Source organism: Streptomyces sp. NTD91 (assembly GCF_059510455.1).
The window spans coordinates 71,892-91,817 of record NZ_JCAJZW010000030.1 but is presented as its reverse complement, the minus strand read 5'-3'; the positions used below and the strand labels follow the sequence as shown (position 1 = coordinate 91,817).

The window sequence follows — 19,926 nt, the reverse complement described above, 5'->3', positions numbered from 1 at the left end:
ACCCACCGGGGACGTTCCATGACCGGCCTGATCGTTGTCCTGCTGCTCGTGGTCCTGGCCACAGCGGTAGCGACCGGCGCCCGGCGATGGAGCCTGCCGGCCCCGTCGCTCCTCGTGATCGCCGGTCTGGTCGTGGGGCTGATGCCCTGGGTTCCCGAGGTGCGCCTGCCCCCTCAGGTGATCAACGTGCTGGTGCTGCCGGCACTGCTCCACGCCGCGGCCGGGGAAATCTCCGTCCGCGACCTGCGCGCCGTGTGGAGACCCGTGAGCGGACTGGTCTTCGGTCTGGTCCTCGCCTCGGCCATCGGCGTCGGGTACGTGGCCGCCGCGATCACTCCGCTCACCGCCGCGACCGCCCTCATCCTCGGCTCCGTCCTGGCCAGCACCGACCCCGTGGCCGTCACCGCGCTCGGCCGACGTCTGTCTCTGCCACCGCGCGTGCAGGCTCTGGTGCAGGCGGAAAGTCTGTTCAACGACGCCACGTCGCTCGTCCTGTACAAGGTAGCCGTGGCGACCGCGGTTACCGGCAGTGCCATCAGCGTGCCCGGGACCGCCCTGCAGTTCCTGATTCTCGCAGGTGGAGGAGCCCTCCTGGGTGCGGCGATCGCCGCGCTGGTGACCCTGGTCCGCAGACGGACCGACGACCCGATGCTGGAGACCGTCATCGCGTTGGTCACTCCGTACGCCTCATACGTCGTGGCGGAGCAGTCGCACACCTCCGGCGTGACCGCCGTCATCGTGTCCGGGGTGGTCCTCGGCAGCACCGGCCACAAGGTCAGCAATGCCTCCGTCCGCCTCCAGGTCCACGCCGTCTACGACACCGTGACCTTCCTGCTGGAGAGCGTCGTCTTCGCCCTGATCGGCCTCGAACTCCCCACGGCCGTCCGCCATCTCGCGCGCGACGAGCACGGCTGGCCGCTGTGGGTGCCGGTGATCGCCTTCACCCTGCTGGCGATCCGGCTGCTGTGGATCTTCCCGCTGTCCGCCCTGATCCACGGCCGGCACAGGATGGGCGACAACCGCCTCTCCTGGCGCGTTCCGGCCGTACTGTCCTGGGCGGGCACCCGAGGCGTCATGCCGCTGGCGGCCGCGCTCTCCATCCCCCTGGTCACGCACACAGGGGCGCCGCTGCCGCACCGGGCACTCATTCTCATGCTCACCACCGGGACAGTCGCGCTCACGCTGGTCTTCCAGGGCTTCACTCTGGCCCCTGTCGTCCGCCGCTCCGGCATCGCTCTGGAACCGGAGCACACCGCTCGCGAGGAGGCGCGGACCCGCCGGCACATTGCCCGTGCCGCTCTGGAGGAGCTCGAGCAAGTGGGCGATCCGGACGAGCTCGCCGATCTCGGCGCCGCGGCGCAGGCCGCCCTGAAACAGGCCCGTCGACATCTGGAAGCACGCATCCGTCAGGTGGAAGACGCCCACTACAGCGACCCCGACGCCCGCCCTGCCGACGCCTATCGCGAGATTCGCCGGACACTCATTGCCATCGAGGCTGCCGAGCTCCAGCACCTCTACGAAGCGAACAGGATCAGCAACGCCACCCGGCGCCGGATCCAGCACGAACTCGACCTCGAAGAGGCCAGCCTCCGCCCTCGCGACTGACTGCCGGCCCACAGGGGTCCACACGGTCCGGCACGAGTGGTCAACCCGTTCCGGCACGCGGGATGGGCTGTTCGGTCCAGATGGACTTGCCGGTGCGGGTGTGGCGGGTCCCCCAGCGTTCGCAGAGTGCGGAGATGAGCTGCAGGCCGCGGCCGCCCTCGTCGGTGGCGGAGGTGTGACGGATGTGCGGCGTGGTCAGGCTGGCGTCCGAGACCTCGCAGATCAGTGCGCGACTGCGGAGCATGCGAAGCCGGATGGGGCCGCAGGCGTGCCGGACGACGTTGCCGACCAGCTCGCTGACCAGGAGCTCGGTGGTCATGATCAGATCCTCATCGGCCAGCTTCCAGTCGTTGAGCTGGGCGCGGACCAGATCACGGGCCTGCCCCGCCGCCACCGGGTCCTCGGGCAACGGCCACTCGGCGACGTTCTCCGCGTCCAGCGGATGGGCGCGGGCCAGCAGCAGGGCGGCGTCATCGCTCAGTGCCCCATGGGCGGGAAGGAGGGCGGAGGTGAGGGCGGCGCACAGAGCGTCCATGTCGGACGCGTCCGCCGGTGAGGTCGGCATCGCGGTCACGGACTGCGAGAGCAGTCGGGCGAGGTGGCTCATGCCCGTGGTGACGTCCCTGTCCTTGCTCTCGACCAGGCCGTCGCTGTAGAGGGCGAGCAGGCTGCCGGCGGGCAGTAGCGCCTCGAGGGTTTCGAAGGGCGGGGAGGCCACCCCCAGGGGCGGGTCCGGGGCCATGGGCAGGAAGGTGACGGTGCCGTCGGGGTGGGCGACCGCCGGTGGCGGCTGTCCGGCGCTGGCGTACGACAGGAGCCCGGTTACCGGGTCGTAGACGCCGTACAGGCAGGTCGCGAAGGCATCGGTGCCCAGATCGCCGACGATGTCGTTGAGGTGGCCGAGGATCTCGTCGGGCGGCAGCTCCAGCTCCGAGAGGGTGCGGACGGCCGTGCGGAGCCCGCCCATGGTGGCGGCCTCGGCCATGCCGTGGCCCATGACGTCGCCGATCACCAGTGCCACCCGGGCCGCTGAGAGCGGGATGACGTCGTACCAGTCGCCGCCGACGTCGGCCCCCTGTTTGGCCGGCTGGTAGCGCGCCGCGGTCGTGATCTCGGGGAGCCCGGGCAGTTCTTGCGGCAGCAGACTGCGCTGGAGGGTCCGGGCCCGGGTCGTCGCCTCGTCGTAGAGCCCGGCCCGTTCCAGGGCCTGGGCGATCAGGCCGCTGAGCGCGGTGAGCAGCGTGCGTTCGGCATCGTCCAGTACCCGTGGCCGGCCGAAGGAGATCACCACCGCGCCGATCTCGCGCCCCGACACCGCCAGCGGCAGAAAGGCCCACGCCTGCTTGTCGCTCTCCCGGAGCAGGGTCCCGGTCTCCGGGTAACCCCGCAGGAGCTCCTGCGGGGAGGAGACGAAGAGAGGGGTGCGGGTGCGCAGGGCGTCTCCCACCGGATTCGCGGTCTCCAGCACCCCCCAGCGCCCGTCCAGCAGCCGGGTGAAGCGCTCGGTACATCCCCGGGAGCCGACCACGGTCAGCCGGGCGCCGGTCACTCCGAGCATGATGAGTCCGGTGGCCCCTAGGGGTGTCATCACGCCGTCGGCCACCGCCGCCATCACATCCTGAGGCGTGACAGCCTCGGCGAGCTCCCGCGTGACGCGCTGCACCAGGGCCGCCCGCTCCTCGGCCACCCGCTCCGCGGACGCCCGCTCGGCCTCACGCAGATGCCGCTCGGTGATGTCGGTGATGTAGAGCGTGAGGCCTTCCGGCACCGGCACCAGCCGCAGGTGGTACCAGGACGCGCCGTCCGGACCCGGTACGTCGAAGCCGGTCGGCCGGCCCTCGGCCACCGTGGCCCGGCACCGTTGCTCCAGCCCCGGCACGGCTCGTAGCGCCGGAGCGTTCCAGAGCAGGGCTCCGGCGACATCGTCCGCGGCGCCCAGGAGCCGCTCGGCGGCCTGATTGAGAAATCCGATACGCAAGTCCGAGTCCAGAGAGACGAAGCCGTCGCTCATGTGCCGCAGTGCCCGCCCCACCGACTCGGCGGCGGCGTGAGTCTCGCTGCTGTCCCGGAGGGTGCCGATCACCTTCACCGGCGTCCCCTCTTCGTCCGTGACCGTCCGGGCACGGGCCTCGATCCACAGGTATGTGCCGTCCTGGCGCCGGATCCGGTACTCGTCCTGGAAGCCGCCGCGCAGCTGGATGCCCGTGTCGAAGCCGGCTACCGCCCCTGGTAGGTCGTCCGGGTGGATCAGCGCTGCCCACGCCTCGATACCGCCGTGCATCACTTCCGGATCGACGCCGGCCAGCACCTCCTGGACCGGTCCGTCGGCGGTCAGCTCGCCGGTGCGCAGGTCCCAGGTGTATGTGATGGAGGGCACCCCTTCCACGTCCCACGAGGAGGCGTCCTGCGACTCCGGCCCGTTCTCCATGGCGCGCAGCAGAGTGGGGGAGGGGGTGAGGAGTCCGGACGACCCGAGCCTTCCGGACATCCACGCCGCCACCTCGTTCAGGAACGCGTGCTCGGCCGCGCCGGGCTCGGCGCCTGGGGCGAAGAGGACGGAGAGCGCGCCGCGCCGCCGGCCACGGCCCGGAATGGGGACGGCCACGTGACCGATGCCCGTGGGGAGCCCGGAGGGCCACAGGGCGGCGGGATCCCGGCCGGGCACCGGGTCGGGCGGGGCCAGATCGGGCTGCCAGGCGACGGTGTCGTTGCGGGCGGCCCTGCCGGGCGGCGCAGTGCCTCGGACCGGGATGATCAGCCAGGGCCGGGTCATCGACTCCGGCAGGCCGCTGTCGGCGACCAGGTACAGGACGCCGCTCATGCCGCCGCCCGGGAGATGCACCATGCCACCCAGGCCGTTCACCTCGGCAACCGCCTGCTGGAGCGCGGTCAGCAGCACCTCGACATCGCGCCGGTCCTCGTGCACGGCGTCGAGCAGCCGCATCCGTATGCGGTGCCGCTCCAGGGACCGCGCGGTCTGTATGGTCCGCAGTCCCTGCTGCTGGTGCGTCGGACGGGGAGCGCGGGGCACGGACGAGCCGATGTCGCGCGCATCGCTGCCTTTGGTATTCACCACGGCCGACTGTCGCCTCCGCTCCTCGGCTACTCGCTGGGCTGGTGTGATCGGATGGGACCGCAGGGATCTGCATCTGTTGAATCCACCCTAATCCGAATGAAATTTAGACGATTTAATCTACCTCGGCAGATTTTGGCAATGGGTGAACCATGTGTGGCGTCAGCTCACTCTCTGTGGCCACAGATCGGCCGCAGATCGGCCGCAGATCGGCCGCAGATCGGCCGCAGATCGGCCGCTGACCGGTTTCTCTTTCGAGTGCCGGATGACGGCCGTGGACTGACACGCCCTCAACTCGCCGCAGGCCTGCGCTCCGTCCGCTCGGCGAGGCACGCCGGGGCACGGGTGCCCGGAAGCAGGCCATGTGCCGACTGCCGCATGGTCAGATTGCGGCGCCGCCGCCCCTGCGCAGAGCGGCGAGGATCGTGGTCGAGCTTGGTCGGGTCGGCCTCGAACGGGGTTGTCCGGCACGGATCCGAGGATGTGAGGCGGTGACGGGCCGATGTGCGGAATGCGACCACCGACTCCGGCCGCGAGCCGCAGGAGACCGCAAGCGGATTGCCGACCACCGTCATCGGCACGCTCGGGCCGGCCAGGGCCGTCGACGGACCCGAACGCCTGACGCGGATCGCCGCCGCGGCCATGGCGGCGCCTCAGCACCGTCCAAGCCCTGCCGCACACACATCCGGACCCGTGCCGAACGGGCGCGCCTCACCACACCACAGAGGTGGTGGCCACGGTCGGCATCGGCTTCTTCGCACGCAATGGGGCGAGGCCCGGCCACCAGGCCACCGGTGAAGCAGAGTTGAAGTCCACCCTGGCGCGGGTCGGGGCGGAGCCCGGCACCGTCGTGTGGACGGCCCTCCGTCCGGGCCCGGCCACCCGCGCCGTCGGCGACGCCCGCCCCGACGAAGCCGCTCGCCAGGCTCACCTGGAGGCAGGCCGCGCACGGTTGGCGACCTGTCCCGGGCACTTCGCCGAGCCTCCGGTCGTCGAGACCGCGAACGTCCTCGCCGCCAAGGTGCCGGCCGTCGGCATGCAGTGCTGTGACCCGGAAGGAGTCCGGGATGAGGCCGTGACTCCCGGGCGTCCGCCCCAGCGGGTCCCTCTCCCGCGGCGAATGCCTGCGCGCGGTACGCCACAGTGGGACAAATCGCCGCTCAAGGCGCACAGTGAAGGTAGTACTACCTGCAGCGGGAGGCAGCCGTGATCGTCCTCGGCATCATCTTGCTCGTCGTTGGTTTCGTCACCGGCATGTCCATCCTGTGGACCATCGGCATCATCCTCGCCGTGATCGGTATCGTGCTGTGGATCTTGGGCTCGGTCGGCCACGCGGTCGCCGGCCGTCGGCACTACTGGTGAGGGCTGCTCGGAAAGGCGGCTGTCGGCGCGGAGACCGGTGGCACGAGCACGCGCTGTTGCCGGCTCCGGTCGATGATGTGCGAGGCGGACTCGCGCGCCCGGTCCGCGACGGCGCCGGCCTGATCGCGGGCTTCCTCCGGGGTGGCGCGGACGTGACCGTGACCCGGCCGTCGGCGATCTTGCCGGGGACACGGCACGGCTTCGTAGCCGGTCGCCGTGCCGGTTTCGACGCGCGGCAGCGTCGGCAGGCCGATCACGCCCATGGCGCCGGTGTGCGGGGGCCGGTCCGGGCGTCGAAGGGAGGCAGGTAGACGGCCATCGGCGGAGATCCGCTGGGATTCCGTAGCGGTCCCAGGGCGAGCGGCAGCACGTCGAGCGCTCGCAGGCGCAGATGGACGACCTCCCACGGCGACCACCGGCCGAGGCTGACCCTCCGCGGCCTGGCAGGTCAGTCCGGCCGGCCGACGCACCCGCGGACAGGACCCGGCGCGCCCAGGCAGATCTCCCCCACCGCCCTCGCGGCATGGGCGTGTGCCGCTCGTCGAGGAGGACGGCCGCGTACGGCGGAAGGGGTCCGGCTGATGGTCACCGGAGGCCCGGACCCGGTTCCAGGACGACGGCCGTGACGATCGCCTCCGTCGGGCGACGGGTGTCGAGCATGTGCCGCCTCCGTCGGATCCCTCATTAGACCGGGGCGGCGGCGCGCATCGCCACCGACGACCGCCGACGCCCCCCCACGCTCCCGCTGCGGCCTTCGGTCCCGGCGAACAGGTGGGCGCGGCTCTCGCAGAACCCCCGCTGATCACACGCCGCAGCAGCGGCGATGGCGTCGTGTGCCCGGAGTGCTCGCCTGCGCAGCTGTCACGGTCCTGCGTCCGCCCGCGGCGATGGAGCGGCGCGGTGACCTGACGGGACCGCAACCCGTGTTCGAGCGCGCGCTCGGACATCGAAGGGAGTTCTGTCTCCGGTAATTCCCCCGCCTGCACCCGCCCCCCTCGAACCGCGCTGCCGTCCTCGGCCGCACGGCCTGCGAACCCGCCAGACGGGTGCTGTCAGAAGCAGTGAGTTTGACAGTTCACCAGTTGCGCAATCACTGCATCATGTTCCGCTGCGCACTGCACCACATACCGCTCCGCCGGACGTCGAACGCTCGTCGACCGCGACGCGCCGTCGTACGCCTGTGCGGAAAGTGACGACACATCATGCCAGGCGTCGGGGGGACGGGGCTGGAGCCTCTGCCGGACATCCGTGACGGCACCGCGCCTGAGAGGGGTTGGTGACCGGTTCGCCCTCGGGGGGCGAGCCGGAGTGTCGTCGAGTGCCTTCAGCGCGGAAGGGCGCCTGACGGGCGAGTCGCTGCGGACGGGGACGGCGTCCGCGCCGTACGGGCCGGAGCGCAGGAGGGTGGGACTGCCCTCTGCACCCCCCTGCGCCCGGCCGACCTCAGTGGTCGTTCCGTCCGTACCTCGCGATGATCCACGCGGCGCCGCGTTCCGCCAGAGCCCGGCGCCGTCTTCGGCGCGATCGCCGGCCGGCGAGGTGTGGGGGCGCAGCCTCCGCCGGCGTCGCCGCCACAGTCGCGAGACGGCCGGCGGCACGGGCCAGTTCCGCCTGCAGTTCCCGACGCCGGTCGGAGGAACCGGCCCTCAACAACGCCGTATAAAGTCCTTCGACCTCGGCCAGGGCGACTCCCAACCGCAGGTTCGCATCGCGTAATCGCCGAATGTCATCGCGCGGCATGGACGCCCTTCCTCTCCCGAGCGAGGAGGCCTGCCCACCCCCGCTGAGCGCGATTATTGCGCAAGTCGGCAAGTCAGGATGTGCGGACGGCCCTTGCCGCCTTCGTCCAGTTCCGGTGAGGCCGGTCCAGGTACGACCAGCCTGACCGCCCAAGGCGGCGCCGCGGGCGAGGGCGAGCATGGTGGCCGCACCGGCGCTGTACCCGGGCGCCAGAGGTCGTCCTTGGTGTGGCAAGCCCGCCACCGCACGCGCAGTCGGTATGCCCGATGGTGCAGACACCGGGCTTCGGCCTCGATCGCCAGGTTGCGATCGTCGGGCAGTTCCTCCCGGTGGCGGTCGGTGAAATCCCGGTCACTCTTGACGCCGTCGAAGGCGGCGCGGTGCATGGCGGCGACACCGACGGCCGTGTCGGGCCCTGCCTCCGGTTCGGACATGTCCCCCCGCAGGCGTGCTCCATCGGCCGGCACCCTTGTGCAGCAGAAGAGCCGAGACCCACGTGAGACGACACCGGGCCGAGGAAACGCACCGGCCACCCGCCGGTCCCACAACAACTGTCGGACCCATGCTCTCGTCGACCGGGCGCGCCGCCCGCTTCTCACGGCTCCGTGGTCCCGGCGCCGTCGGGACGCTCATGGCGCTTCCCGGCCACTGCGAGAGCGACGGCGTACAGGGCCAGGACCGGGACGAGCAGGAGGTAATAGGCAGTCGGCAGTGCGGTGAGGCCGACCAGCGGGCCAAGAGGCGAACGCGGCAGCGCCAGGGCGATGAGGGACAGGGCGATCGCGGCCCGTTCGACCGGGCCGGGCCTACGCCTCTGCGCGCCGCGGCGGCCTGCCCGCAGCAACACCATCACCAGGGCCTGGGTGAGCAGGTTCTCGGTGAACCAGCCGGAGTGGAACATCCCTTGGTCGTCGCGCGTGTCAAGGCCGTGCAGGCTGAGGCCGAGCACGGCGAAGGTGGCGAGATCGGCCAGGGCGTTGAGCACCCCGAAGCCCGTGATGAAGCACAGGAGTTCACGGGAGCGCAGCAGGGTCGGCCGACGCAGCGCCGACGGGTGCGGACGGTCACGGGCGAAGCTGAGCTGGGCCGCGTCGAAGCACAGGTTCTGCGCGAGGACCTGGGCGGGCAGCATCGGCAGGAAGGGCAGGAGCAGGCCGGCGGAGAGCATCGCGATCACGTTGCCGAGGTTGGAGGACAGCGTGACCCTCAGGTAGGTGGCGATGTTGCCGCCCGCATGCCGGCCCGCGGCGATGGCATGGGTGATCGCGGTGAGGTCCTTCTCCGCGAGCACCACGTCCGCGTTCTCGCGGGCCACGTCGGCGGCGCCCTGCGGCGTGATGCCGACGTCCGCGGAGCGCAGGGCGGGCAGGTCGTTGACGCCGTCGCCGAGGAAGCCGACGGTGTGCCCGGCGCTGCGCAGTGCCAGGGTGACGCGGGCCTTGTGGCCGGGGGTGCAGCGGGCGAAGACGGTGGTACGGGCGGCGAGGGCGGCCAGTTCGACGTCGGTCAGGGCGTCGATGGCGTCCGCGGTCAGGACGGCGTCCTCGAGGACCGGGATGCCGAGGTCGCGGCAGGCCCTGGCAACGGTACCGGGGTGGTCGCCGGTAAGCACCTTGACGGCCACTCCCTGGCCGGTGAGGGCCTTCAGCGCCTCGGCGGCGGTGGGCGCGAGCGCATCCCGCAGGGTGATCAGGCCGCGGAAGACGAGGCCACGTTCGTCGGCCTGTGTGTAGTCGCCGGTACGGGCCGGGCGTTCGGCGGTGGCGACGGCGAGGACGCGCATCCCGTCGTCGGCCTGCCGGGCGGCGAGGTCGCGCAGGCGCGCGCGTTCCTCGTCCGAGAGGGTGCAGCGTGCCAGGACGGCTTCGGGGTCTCCCTTGACGACCAGGGTGTGCATGCCGAGGCGGCCGGCTGAGCGGACGACCGCGGTGGCGAGACGGCGGGCCGGGTCGAAGGGGATCGCGTCGATGCCGTCGTAGGCGTGGAGGTCCCTTTCGGCGACCGCATTCAGGACGGCCTCGTCCAGGGCGTCGGGCACGGGCAGGTCGGCGAGTTGCAGGGTCCACCAGGCATTGGCGGCGGCCCAACGCAGGACCTCGGGGTCGTCCCGGCCGTCCGCGCCGAGGCTGCCCTCCACAACCGGCTGGTCCTGGGTGAGCGTGCCGGTCTTGTCCAGGCACAGCACATCGGCGGCACCGATGTCGTACAGAGCGGGCAGCCGCCTGACGATCACGCCGTGGGTGCGGGCCAGCAGGGAGGCTCCGCGGGCCAGACAGGTGGTGACGAGGACCGGGAGCATTTCCGGGGTGAGGCCCACCGCCACCGCGACCGCGAACGGCAGGGTCTCCAGACCTCGGTCGCGCAGTGCCGCGTTGGCCATCAGCACGAGCGGAGGCGTCAGCAGCATGAAGCGGATCAGGATCCAGGAAACGCCGCGCACGGAGCGGTCGAAGGCGCTCGGCTCAGGTCGCGGTCGGCCCGCCGTACGGCCGTGCGCGGCAGCGAGCCGGGTCTGTGCTCCCGTCGCGGTCACAACCGCCGTGGCGCTGCCCGAGGCGATGCTGCTGCCCTGGAAACACCACTGCGGCTGTTCGAACAGTCCGCCGGCGGTACCCGTACCCGGAGGCGTCTCGTCGGTGTGCTTCGCGACGGGGGCCGACTCTCCCGTCAGCGCGGACTGGTGCACCGTCAGGCCGCTCGCGCGCAGCAGACGCACGTCCGCGGGCACGACGTCGCCCGGCCCGAGGCGGATCACGTCGCCGACGACGAGGTCGTCCACCGCGATCTCGCGGGCGACGGACGGTGCGTGCTCGTCGGCGCGCCGCACGACGGTCACCGTGGTGGCGACCAACTGCCGCAGTGCGGCCGTGGACCGGTCGGCCCGGTGCTCGCCGGTCGCGCGCAGCACGCAGCTGACCACGACGAGGAGGAGGATCACCGAGGCGGTGCCCCAGGCGAGGACGGTGGCGGAGACCAGCCCGAGGCAGAGCAGGACCGAGGTGAAGGGATCACGCAGGCTGCGCACGAACAGCCGAGGCCAGGAAGCCGCGCCCCGAGCCGGAACCGCGTTGCCGCCGAACCGGGCCGAGCGCGCCTCGGCCTCGGCCTCCGTCAGGCCGCGCGGACCGCTGTCCAGCCGGCGCAGCACCTGCAGCAGCGTCGGCGCGGAGGACCCCGGCTCCGGCGCCCCAAGGACTTCGGGCCCCGCTCCAACCGCCGACAGGGCCACCGGAGCAGGCGGGTCGGCTTCCCGCTCCGAGGCCGCGGTGGTCTCAGCCACTGGTCCCCTGCAGGAGTCGTACCGGCGCACCCTGGTGAGAACGTACCGTCAGCTGCCCGATCATCACTCTCACGAGTGTCACGACGTCCGGGTCGTCGATGTAGTAGACCTGCCGTCGGCCCTCACGGCGAGAGCGCACGAGCCCGGCGAGCTTCAGCTTCGCCAGGTGCTGGCTCACTGCGGGCAGGGCGCCACCCACCCGGTCGGCGAGGTGCGTCACATCGCTCTCTCCCTGCGACAGCGCCCACATCAGGTGGAGCCTGACCGACGAGGCGAGCAGCCCGAAGGCGCCGGCAGCAGCCGCCAGCACGTCGGCCGACGGATCCTCGAAGCCGCCGACATTCTCAGCCACTGTCCTCTGCCCTCCCACCCGTACTTCGCGGTCGACGCACACTCGCCCGCCCAGTGTAGGCGTCGGGCGCCAGGCCCTGGCGTCAAACTTCCGCCTGCCCTTCGGGCGGACGACGGGAGATCGACGACACGTCCGGCAGTCCCGTGCGGCAGGACGCCCGGCCGGCTCACAGGGCCGATGAGCCGGTGCTCGTCGTCGTCCACTCGACTCCTGCACCCGGGCGGGGCTCCCGTGTGCTGCCCAGCGGTTGCCGCGTCCGCTTCGGCAAGTCCCCTGACGGGCACGCCCCGAGAGTCATCGGGCACAGGCGGGCGAGGATGGCGGGCAGCAGGTACTGGGCGGCCCCGAGAGGCGGTCCGGACGCCCAGCGGCCCGTGCGGTTCCGGACGGCGCCGTACCCCGCCCGCCCGGAGCCGCTGAAAGGCGGGATGCTGAACGGCGGGATGCCGCAGCGCACCGGGCGGTCCGGGGAGGTCGTCGCCTCACGGCTGTGTGCCGCGCGCCCGGCGGAAGCGGTCCAGCCCCTCGGCGAGGCCGATGATCGGATCGGGGTAGTCGAGGACGGTCCGCTCCGGGTCCGGGAGCTTCCACGGCTCGTGCACCAACCGTCCCTCGACACCGTCGAGTTCGGGGAGCCAGCGCCGGACGTAGGCGCCTTCCGGGTCGTACTTCTTGCCCTGTGTGACGGGGTTGAGGACTCGGTTGGGGCGGGTGTCGGTTCCGGTGCCGGCCATCCACTGCCAGTTGAGCTGGTTGTTGGCAAGGTCGCCGTCGACCAGCCAGTGCAGGAAGTGGGCGGCGCCGATCCGCCAGTCGACATAGAGGGTCTTGGTCAGAAATCCGGCGGTGAGGAGCCGGGCACGGTTGTGCATCCACCCCTGGGCGAGCAACTGCCGCATCGCCGCGTCGATGACCGGGTAACCGGTGCGGCCCTCGCGCCAGGCGTCGATGTCGGCGGCGGCGGTGCGCTCGGTGCGCCAGCGGTCGTGCCGGGTGCGGTAGTCGCGGTGGGCGCTCTCCGGCCGAGCGGCGAGGAGTTGGCGGTTGAAGTCGCGCCAGGCGAGCTGTCGTACGAACGCCTCGGCGCCCGCCCCGCCGTGCCGACGGGCCCGGTGCACGAGCTCCACCGGGGACAGGGTGCCGAAGTGCAGGTGGGCGGAGAGCCTGGAGGTGGCGTCTGCGGCCAGGACGTCGCGGGCGCTGTCGTAGGCGTCCAGACCGCCGCGCCAGTAGGCGGCCACCTGCTTGCGGGCCAGACTCTCTCCGCCGGGCGGCAGGGCCGGGGAGGCAGAGCCGGTCCCGCCGTGTACCAGGGGTCGCTCGCCACCCACCTCGTCGGGGACGGGCACCCGGCGTGGGGCGCCTGCGGCCGGCCGCAGCGGTACCTGTGTCCAGTGCCGGTAGTACGGGGTGAAGACGGCGAAGTGGTCGCAGGAGGCGGGGGTCACCGTGCCCGGCGGCACGGCCACGGTGACGGCGTCGTGCACGAACAGCCGACGGCCGGCCGCCTCCAGGGCGGACCGCAGCCGTTCCTCCCGGCGGGCGGCGAAACCGCTGTACCCGGCCGACATGTGCACCTCGTCGGCGTCCGACCCGGTCACCACCCGCAACACCTCCTCCACCGGATCGCCGGAGCGCACCACCAGCCGGCCGCCCCGCTCGCGCAGCGAGGCGTCCAGGTCCGCCAGGCAGTCGTCGAGGAACGCGCGACGGTTGGGCGCGGCGAACCCCGCGGCCTCGATGGCGCGGTCCCGCACGAACAACGGGACGACGGCATCGGCCGTCCCCAGGGCCGCGCGCAGCGGTGGGTGATCGTGCAGGCGCAGGTCGGCGGTGAACAGGACGACCGAGACGTGCATGGGCGTCAGCTTCTTCCGGGGGAGCGTCGGGAAACGCTGCGTTCTCCTGGCTCTTCGGCCGCTGCCGCGTCGGCGGATGCACTTCCGCCGCGCCCGCGCCCGGACGATGCCGCACGTTCCGCGGTACGGACGATGTTACGTGCCATGCCGCCGAAGACGACCGCGTGGAAGGGCGAGACGCTCCACCAGTACAGGTGTCCTAGCAGTCCACGGGGGTGGAACAGCGCCCGCTGCCGGTAACGGACGGGTCCGCCGTCGTCACCGTCCACACTCATCTCCAGCCAGGCCAGGCCGGGCAGCCGCATCTCGGCGCGCAGCCGCAGCAGCCGGCCGTGTTCGATCTCCTCGACCCGCCAGAAGTCCAGGGAGTCGCCGACCCTGAGACGCCGCGCGTCACGGCGGCCCCTGCGCAGGCCCACGCCGCCGACGAGCCGGTCCAGCCAGCCGCGCACCGCCCAGGCCAGGGGGAAGGAATACCAGCCGTTCTCCCCGCCGATGCCCTCGATGACCTCCCACAGTGCCTCCCGTGCGACATGGGCGTCGCGTTCCCGTACGTCGGTGTAGAGACTGCCGCCCGCCCAGTGCGGGTCGGTGGGCAGCGGGTCGCTGGGCGCGCCGGGTACGGACGCCGACGACCAGCGGGTGGTCACCTGGGCGTCACGGATGCGCTGCAGGGCCAGCAGGACGGCGCCGTCGAAGCCGAGCGGATGCCCTGGGGGGCTCGGCACGTATCGTTCGATGTCGTTCTCGCGGCACACCACCTCGTGCCGCAGCGACTCGGTCAGGGGCCGGGCGATGGAGGCGGGGACCGGGGTCACCAGGCCCACCCAGTGGCTGGACAGGCCGGGGGTGAGGACGGGGACGGGCAGGATCAGCCGTCGGGGCAGGCCGGCCACGGCGGCGTAGCGGCGCATCATGTCGAGGTACGTCAGCACGTCCGGGCCGCCGATGTCGAAGGTGCGGTTCACCTCGCGGGGCAGGCGGGCGCAGCCGGTCAGGAAGCGGAGCACGTCACGCACGGCGATGGGCTGGATCCGGGTGCGCACCCAGCGCGGGGTGATCATCACCGGCAGCCGCTCGGTGAGGTAGCGCAGCATCTCGAAGCTTGCGGAGCCGGAGCCGATGATCACGGCGGCGCGGAGCACGGCCGTCGGTACGCCGGAGGCGAGCAGGATGCGGCCGACCTCGGCGCGGGAGCGCAGGTGGGGCGACAGCTCCCGCTCGGGGACCGACCGCGGTGTCAGGCCACCCAGGTAGACGAGCCGGCCGACGCCGGCCCGGCGGGCCTGCTCGCCGAAGATACGGGCCGCCTCCCGGTCGGTGTCCTCGAACCCGTGCCCGGTACCCAGGGCGTGCACCAGGTAGTAGGCCACGTCCACGCCGTTCATGGCGCGCGCCACCGACGCGGCGTCGGTGACGTCGCCCCGGACGATCTCCACCCGTCCGGCCCAGGGATGGTCGCGCAGCTTGCCCGGGGTGCGGGCCAGACAGCGCACCCGATGTCCGGCGTCGAGCAGTTCCGGTACCAACCGGCCGCCGATGTAGCCCGTGGCACCGGTCACCAGGCACATCAGGCCGTCGTCCGCCGGGCGCCCAGGCGTCGGTGTGGTGTCGTCACTCATGGTCGCTCCCGCCGTGGACGCGCTCGTCGCCGGCCGCCGTCGCGGCACCTGGCACTGCTTTCTACGGTGCTGACCGTGCTCACGGATGCGCTCCGGCGCGGGCCGATCGGGTGACGCGCGGTGTCCCACGAGTCTGCGGCGGCGGTCGCGCCCGTCGAGGCGGCGGGAATTGCCTCCTCGCCGTGGAAGCGAACCGCGCCCATTGGCCTGCGCCGGTGCCGTGTGGCGACGTGTACCGGAGGCACCGGTTCTGTCCGGAGCCGAGCAGGAACGGTGCGAAGCACGCAGTCGGTCTCCTACGGCAGCGGATCGAGGCGAGACCCTTCGAGTGAAAAAACCGGAGCAAGGCTGCCTGACCGGCGGTTCGCTGGTTGTCGTGGCGATCTCCAGACCATACGTTCAGCTCCAGCGCTCACAGCGGCGGCGCCCGTGCACAGGGTTGGGCCCGGACCTGCCACGGACCACAGAGCCGAGAGGAACAGCCATGCGCCTGATTCGCTGCGCTCTCGCGGCTGCAACTGTGGCGGCTTCCGCCTCGGCCGTCGGCCTGCCCCTGTTCTTCGCGGACCGGATGCCCCGGAGTTCCGGTACGACGCAGGTCAGCATGGTCGGCGCCCCCAGCGTCTCGCGGAGCAGGGCCGCATCGCTCCGGCCACCCTTCGCGCATCCGGGACCGCCGGGATCTGCGCTCCCCTGCTACAGCTACGGCGGCCCCTACTGCGGCTGGGTGGCAACGTACTGGGGCGGCTGCGACAGAGAGTGGGGTCTGAGCTACGGATTCAAAAGCCCTGACTGGGTGTGTCCGCACGATCCCCGGCCCTCGGACACGCCCAGCGCCTCGGACACGCCCAGCGCCTCGGACACGTCCAGTGCCTCGGACACGTCGGCCTCCGCCGGAAGCACCGGTTCCACGGCCACACGCAGCCGCTTAGCCAGGCCCCACCGCTCACGCAGGCCCACCCCCACGGCCACATCGAGTCCCCTCGGACACGTCGGCCCCCACCGCAAGCAGCGGTTCCCCCGGACCAGCCCCGCCGAGAGACGTCCGGCGACCGGTCACAGCGGCGCCGCGCGCCGGCCGGTGACGGTCGGACAGCAGGCGCCGCCGAGGGAGGAAGACCCCCTCGGCTCTCTTCCCGACTCCCGTACCGGGGTCGTCCGACCGGTACCGGACCCTGGCAGGCGGGCGGACTACACGGCGAGTCCTGTACAAGCCGCACAAGAACTACGGGACCACCTCTTCGCCTGCCGCACGGCCGCCTGGCCCGCCGGACGGAGCTGTACGGATGCGGCACCGTCCGGCGTCGCCGGCCCGGCCGCCTTCCCGGGGGCCGGCCTCCGTGAAGTCAGGGACCAAAGGTGCTGGTGGTTCATCCGCCCGGACGTCACCTGGCAGAACGACGCCGGCGAAGCCAAGCCCTGGCCAGCATGCCCAGGACGATCAGCAAACCGCCCGCCGCGATCATGATGTGCTTCGCGCTCAGAAGACCGCCGCTCCAGCCGGCAGCCGTGCTGTCACCCGGGACAGGGGGAACGGTACCCCCGGGCGTAGGAGTCCCCTGCTCACCCTGTCCGTTCCCCTTCCGGGGCGACGGAGAGCCGGGCGATTCGCTCCCGTCGGCGGTTGTGCCACCATGCGGACGAGCGCCGCCCCCGCGGTCACCGTCGTCCTCGTCGTTGTCGCAGTGGCTGGCCGGGAAGGGAAAGTCTCGCTCGTGGCGGTCGAAGGCCTTCACCACGAAGAGCGGATGCACCCGGAAGAAGTCAGTGATCTCAAACTCGTACTGGTCGATGCTCTCGATGGCATTGTTCACGTCCAGATACGTCGAGACGCTGAAGCTGTCCCACGGGGCCGCCGGCGCCGAGGGCGAGGAGGCCGAAGTCCCTTGGAGGACCACAGCCTCGGGCCCGTGCCGGCCATTCGTCAGAATCGCCCTCAGACCCGAGTCGATGAGTACGACACGGCGCTGGCTGTAGCAGTCGCGCCAGGGACTGTGGTGGTCGTGGTCACCGTCGCCGTGGTCACCGTCGCCGTCACGCAGCCACCGGGAGCCGGCCGCGTGTGCGGACGCCTGCGCAGCGACGCCCACCGACGGAGACACCAGGGCGATCGCCGCACCCGCCAGCGGCGCTGCAACCCAGGGACGCAGATTCAATCGATGACCTCCATGAGGCCGGACACAGGCGACTGCCTGCTGCGCGGACGTATCGGAATCTCACAAGAAGCTACGAGAGATCAACTCGCCGCATCCTGAACACACTCGTGGGTGGTAGTCCCTGTCACTCAACCGCAGCAGTCCCATGGACCGCCTGCGCGGTCCCCGACGGCACGGGTCGAACGGCGCGGCCCCGCAGTGGTGTCGCCGTGCCGCCCCGCACGGGGGAGAAGCCTGTCGAGGGGATCGGCCCGTACCGGTCGGAGGCCGGGACCGGCACCGCAAACCACCTCCGGCGGAAGAGCAGAATCGAGGAGCTGCGGGCGGCGTCGTCGCCGGCCGGACGGTCCCGAACTCCTCAGGATCCGGCCGTGGCCTCGACCAACCGCTTCGTGCCGGGCTGGTCGGTGACGCAGCCCACCAGGCCGAGCGCCCGGGCCAGCGCCAGGTCCCGCCCGTCGTTGACGGTCCAGGCCATCACGTCGATGCCGGCGGTGCGGCACTTCTCCACGATGGCCCGGTTCAGCTGGCGCAGTTCCACGCTGACCAGGGTGGCACCCACCTTCTGGGCGCGGCCGACGAAGGTGTCGCGGTGCGCGCTGGGGCCTGCCACCAGAACGGTGCGGGCCTGTGGCAGCAATTGGTGGATCTCGATCAGGGCCACGTCGTGGAACGACAGCACCGAGACCCGGTCCAGCAGGTCGCGGTCGGCGAGCACTTTGGCCAGCGACCGGGCGGCTGCCACGTCCTTGATCTCCGCCTGGATCGGCAGGTTCGGCCCGACGGCGTCCAGTACCTCCGCGAACGTGGGGATCCGCTCGCCGAGGCCGGCATCGAGCTTCTTGAGCTGCCGCAACTCCTGTCGGGCGATGGGCCCGGAGCCGTTCGTCGTGCGATCCAGGGTCTCGTCGTGCATGACGACCAGTTCGCCGTCCCTGCTCAGGTGCAGGTCCAGCTCGATGCCGTCCAGGCCCTCGCGTTCGGCCCGCAGGAAGGAGCGCAGGGTGTTCTCCGGCTCGGCGGCCATGACACCGCGGTGGCCGATGGTGAAGAAAGACACTCGGTTGCCGTCCTTGGGTACGAGGGGTTGGGGCAGCAGCACGAACGCCGTACCCCGGCAGGGCGGCGGGCGACGGCCCGTCGGAGCTCCCAAGCCTAACGGGCCCGTCCGGCCGCGCCCTCTGCCCACCTGCACCGTGCCGGAGTGCGCCCCGGAGCAAGGACGGCAGCGCGCCCGCCTGACCGCGATCGCGTTGACGGCAGCACCCATCGCGGCAGCGAGGGGATCCAGCGATCGCTCGGCCGTTCCATCGGCCGTACGCCTCCGCCACCGCTGTACGACGTGACGGCGAACACGGGAACGTGACACAGCGCCTGGGACCACCGCGAGCGCCACGCGGCCGAGCGGGAACAACCCCGCAGGCGCCATCGGGCCCATGGCCACGGGATACGACGAACTCGTCGACCGCTACGAGCGACCGCGCCGGTCGTGGTCCCCAACGGGTGGCGATCGTCGGCACTTTCACCTCGAGGTGCTCACAGGGGCAGCGGCTGCGCGCCCATGCGCACACCGTCGACGACTCGGCGGCGATGCCGTCCAAGAACGCCTCCCCCAGGGGACGTTCGGCAGGACGACGCGGGTCGGCTCCGCAGCGGCAGGCTGATACCCACGTGCCGCACACCCTTCGGGCCGGGATCATTCGCCGTCCACCAAACCGGATCAGGGTCTGGAACGCTTCGGGCGCATTCATGGTGCACCTGTCCCCGACCTTGCGGCGGCCGTGGCCTTCGCGGTTGGTCCGGCGGATTGCGCACCTCGTTCGAGATCAGCAACAGCGACGCCACGCCGGGTTACCTGCCCGGGCCGGTCAACCCCGGTACGTGGCACGTCGTTCTCGGCCCGTACCAGGTGGCGCCGCAGGGCCTGAACTACCGGGTCCAGGTGACGTGAACGGCGCCCCGCCGCTGCGGGCCAAGGGGCGCGGCCGGGACCGGTACCGCGGCGACTGCCACCTGCACACCGTCTACTCCGACGGCAGGCGCCTGCCGAGCGAGGTCGCGTCCGGCGCCCGGGCCGCCGGACTCGACTTCATCGTCTCCACCGACCACAACACCGACGGTCCGCTTCATCACCGACGAGGGCCAGGTGCACCAGGAGTCGGTGGACGCCTCCGGCTCCGGCACGCTGGTGTGGCGCACGACCGCCTCCCTCGCGGCCTACGTACGCGCCGAGGTCCGGCACCCGATGGCGGACGGCAGTCCGGGACAGGGCAACACGACGGGGGACGCGCTGCTCTTCGGCCCCATGGCCGCACTGACCAACCCGGTCTTCCTGAAGGCGACGACGGCCGCGCGCGGTTGACGCGCTGGGTCCCGACGAGGGCTCACCGCCTCGGCGGGCCCGTTGCGGGCACTCTCCCAGGCGTACCTGCGGTCAGAAGTCCCTGTATCAATCATGAAGAAAACCTGTCATGGCGACGGTAGACATTGGCTCGTCCCGGGGCTAACGTTTTCGTTGTACCCAGGAAGTCGAAATGGGCACGGCAGACACGCGCAGCCGTGCCGGCAGTCAAGCAGGACACGGCCCCACGGGACCGTGAGCACTACCCGCGGTATCCAGCAGTACAACCGAGTAACCGAAGGTAAGGAGCGAGACGCCATCAGGATCGCCCGGGCGAGGAAGCAGGCCGCCCGGGTACCGCAGACCCCGGATTGGAAGGTGGTCCCCGGTCACGCATCCGCGATCCCCGCAGTCCCGCCCTCCCAGGCGGAACCTGCGGACACAGAAGACCGGCGCCGTGCGCCGGTAGATGGTGTTGAAAGCTCGGGGCCCGGGTGCCGGTACGGCACCCGGGCCCCCGACGCGTCCGCTGAAAG

11 protein-coding genes and 1 pseudogene are annotated in these 19,926 nt (G+C 71.7%); 4 read left to right on the top strand and 8 right to left on the bottom strand.

Features of this window, described 5'->3' with window-relative positions; all coding sequences use genetic code 11:
• Positions 1-18: 18 nt before the first annotated feature.
• Positions 19-1,605, top strand: coding sequence for a Na+/H+ antiporter (locus AC5WRT_RS26890; RefSeq protein ID WP_496093717.1), 1,587 nt, complete (start codon positions 19-21; stop codon positions 1,603-1,605).
• Positions 1,606-1,645: 40 nt separating this feature from the next.
• On the opposite strand, the gene AC5WRT_RS26885 is transcribed toward AC5WRT_RS26890, so the two are convergent.
• Positions 1,646-4,678, bottom strand: coding sequence for a SpoIIE family protein phosphatase (locus AC5WRT_RS26885; protein WP_496100669.1), 3,033 nt, complete (start codon positions 4,676-4,678; stop codon positions 1,646-1,648).
• Positions 4,679-5,884: 1,206 nt separating this feature from the next.
• Between AC5WRT_RS26885 and AC5WRT_RS26880 the strand changes: the two genes are divergently transcribed.
• Complete coding sequence (locus AC5WRT_RS26880; protein WP_496093719.1) at positions 5,885-6,040, top strand: DUF6131 family protein; 156 nt, start codon at positions 5,885-5,887, stop codon at positions 6,038-6,040.
• Here the strand turns inward: AC5WRT_RS26880 and AC5WRT_RS26875 are convergent.
• The 7 genes from AC5WRT_RS26875 to AC5WRT_RS26845 all read right to left on the bottom strand — a co-directional run bounded on the left by AC5WRT_RS26875 (position 6,031) and on the right by AC5WRT_RS26845 (position 18,109).
• A complete protein-coding gene (locus AC5WRT_RS26875) occupies positions 6,031-6,303 on the bottom strand; it encodes a hypothetical protein (protein WP_496093720.1) in 273 nt (90 codons plus the stop codon). The genes AC5WRT_RS26880 and AC5WRT_RS26875 overlap by 10 nt on opposite strands.
• Before the next feature lie 2,072 nt (positions 6,304-8,375).
• A complete protein-coding gene (gene mgtA, locus AC5WRT_RS26870; RefSeq protein ID WP_496093721.1) occupies positions 8,376-11,060 on the bottom strand; it encodes a magnesium-translocating P-type ATPase in 2,685 nt (894 codons plus the stop codon).
• Entirely contained in the window at positions 11,053-11,412 is a 360-nt protein-coding gene (locus tag AC5WRT_RS26865; RefSeq protein WP_496093722.1) for an ArsR/SmtB family transcription factor, read from the bottom strand. The genes mgtA and AC5WRT_RS26865 overlap by 8 nt, the downstream gene beginning before the upstream one ends.
• A 482-nt stretch (positions 11,413-11,894) precedes the next feature.
• A complete protein-coding gene (locus AC5WRT_RS26860; RefSeq protein ID WP_496093723.1) occupies positions 11,895-13,271 on the bottom strand; it encodes a cryptochrome/photolyase family protein in 1,377 nt (458 codons plus the stop codon).
• A 5-nt stretch (positions 13,272-13,276) separates the two neighbouring features.
• Positions 13,277-14,893: an SDR family oxidoreductase gene (locus AC5WRT_RS26855; protein WP_496100668.1), complete on the bottom strand. Its 1,617-nt coding sequence runs from the start codon at positions 14,891-14,893 to the stop codon at positions 13,277-13,279.
• A gap of 1,385 nt (positions 14,894-16,278) precedes the next feature.
• Positions 16,279-17,049 carry a hypothetical protein gene (locus AC5WRT_RS26850; RefSeq protein ID WP_496093725.1) on the bottom strand — a complete coding sequence of 257 codons (771 nt, stop codon included), beginning with the start codon at positions 17,047-17,049 and terminating at the stop codon, positions 16,279-16,281.
• 358 nt (positions 17,050-17,407) lie between these two features.
• Positions 17,408-18,109, bottom strand: a complete 702-nt coding sequence (locus AC5WRT_RS26845; protein ID WP_496093726.1) for a glycerophosphodiester phosphodiesterase — start codon at positions 18,107-18,109, stop codon at positions 17,408-17,410.
• Between the two features lie 714 nt (positions 18,110-18,823).
• Between AC5WRT_RS26845 and AC5WRT_RS26840 the strand changes: the two are divergent.
• A pseudogene (locus AC5WRT_RS26840) lies at positions 18,824-19,164 on the top strand (PHP domain-containing protein); the annotation flags it as partial.
• A 31-nt stretch (positions 19,165-19,195) separates the two neighbouring features.
• Positions 19,196-19,411, top strand: coding sequence for a hypothetical protein (locus tag AC5WRT_RS26835; protein ID WP_496093794.1), 216 nt, complete (start codon positions 19,196-19,198; stop codon positions 19,409-19,411).
• Positions 19,412-19,926 lie beyond the last annotated feature (515 nt).

Coding starts and splice junctions, on each gene's coding strand:
- AC5WRT_RS26860 (WP_496093723.1), bottom strand. CDS start 13,271: ATGCACGTCTCGGTCGTCCTGTTCACCGCCGACCTGCGCCTGCACGAT.
- AC5WRT_RS26855 (WP_496100668.1), bottom strand. CDS start 14,893: ATGAGTGACGACACCACACCGACGCCTGGGCGCCCGGCGGACGACGGC.
- AC5WRT_RS26890 (WP_496093717.1), top strand. CDS start 19: ATGACCGGCCTGATCGTTGTCCTGCTGCTCGTGGTCCTGGCCACAGCG.
- AC5WRT_RS26875 (WP_496093720.1), bottom strand. CDS start 6,303: ATGGGCGTGATCGGCCTGCCGACGCTGCCGCGCGTCGAAACCGGCACG.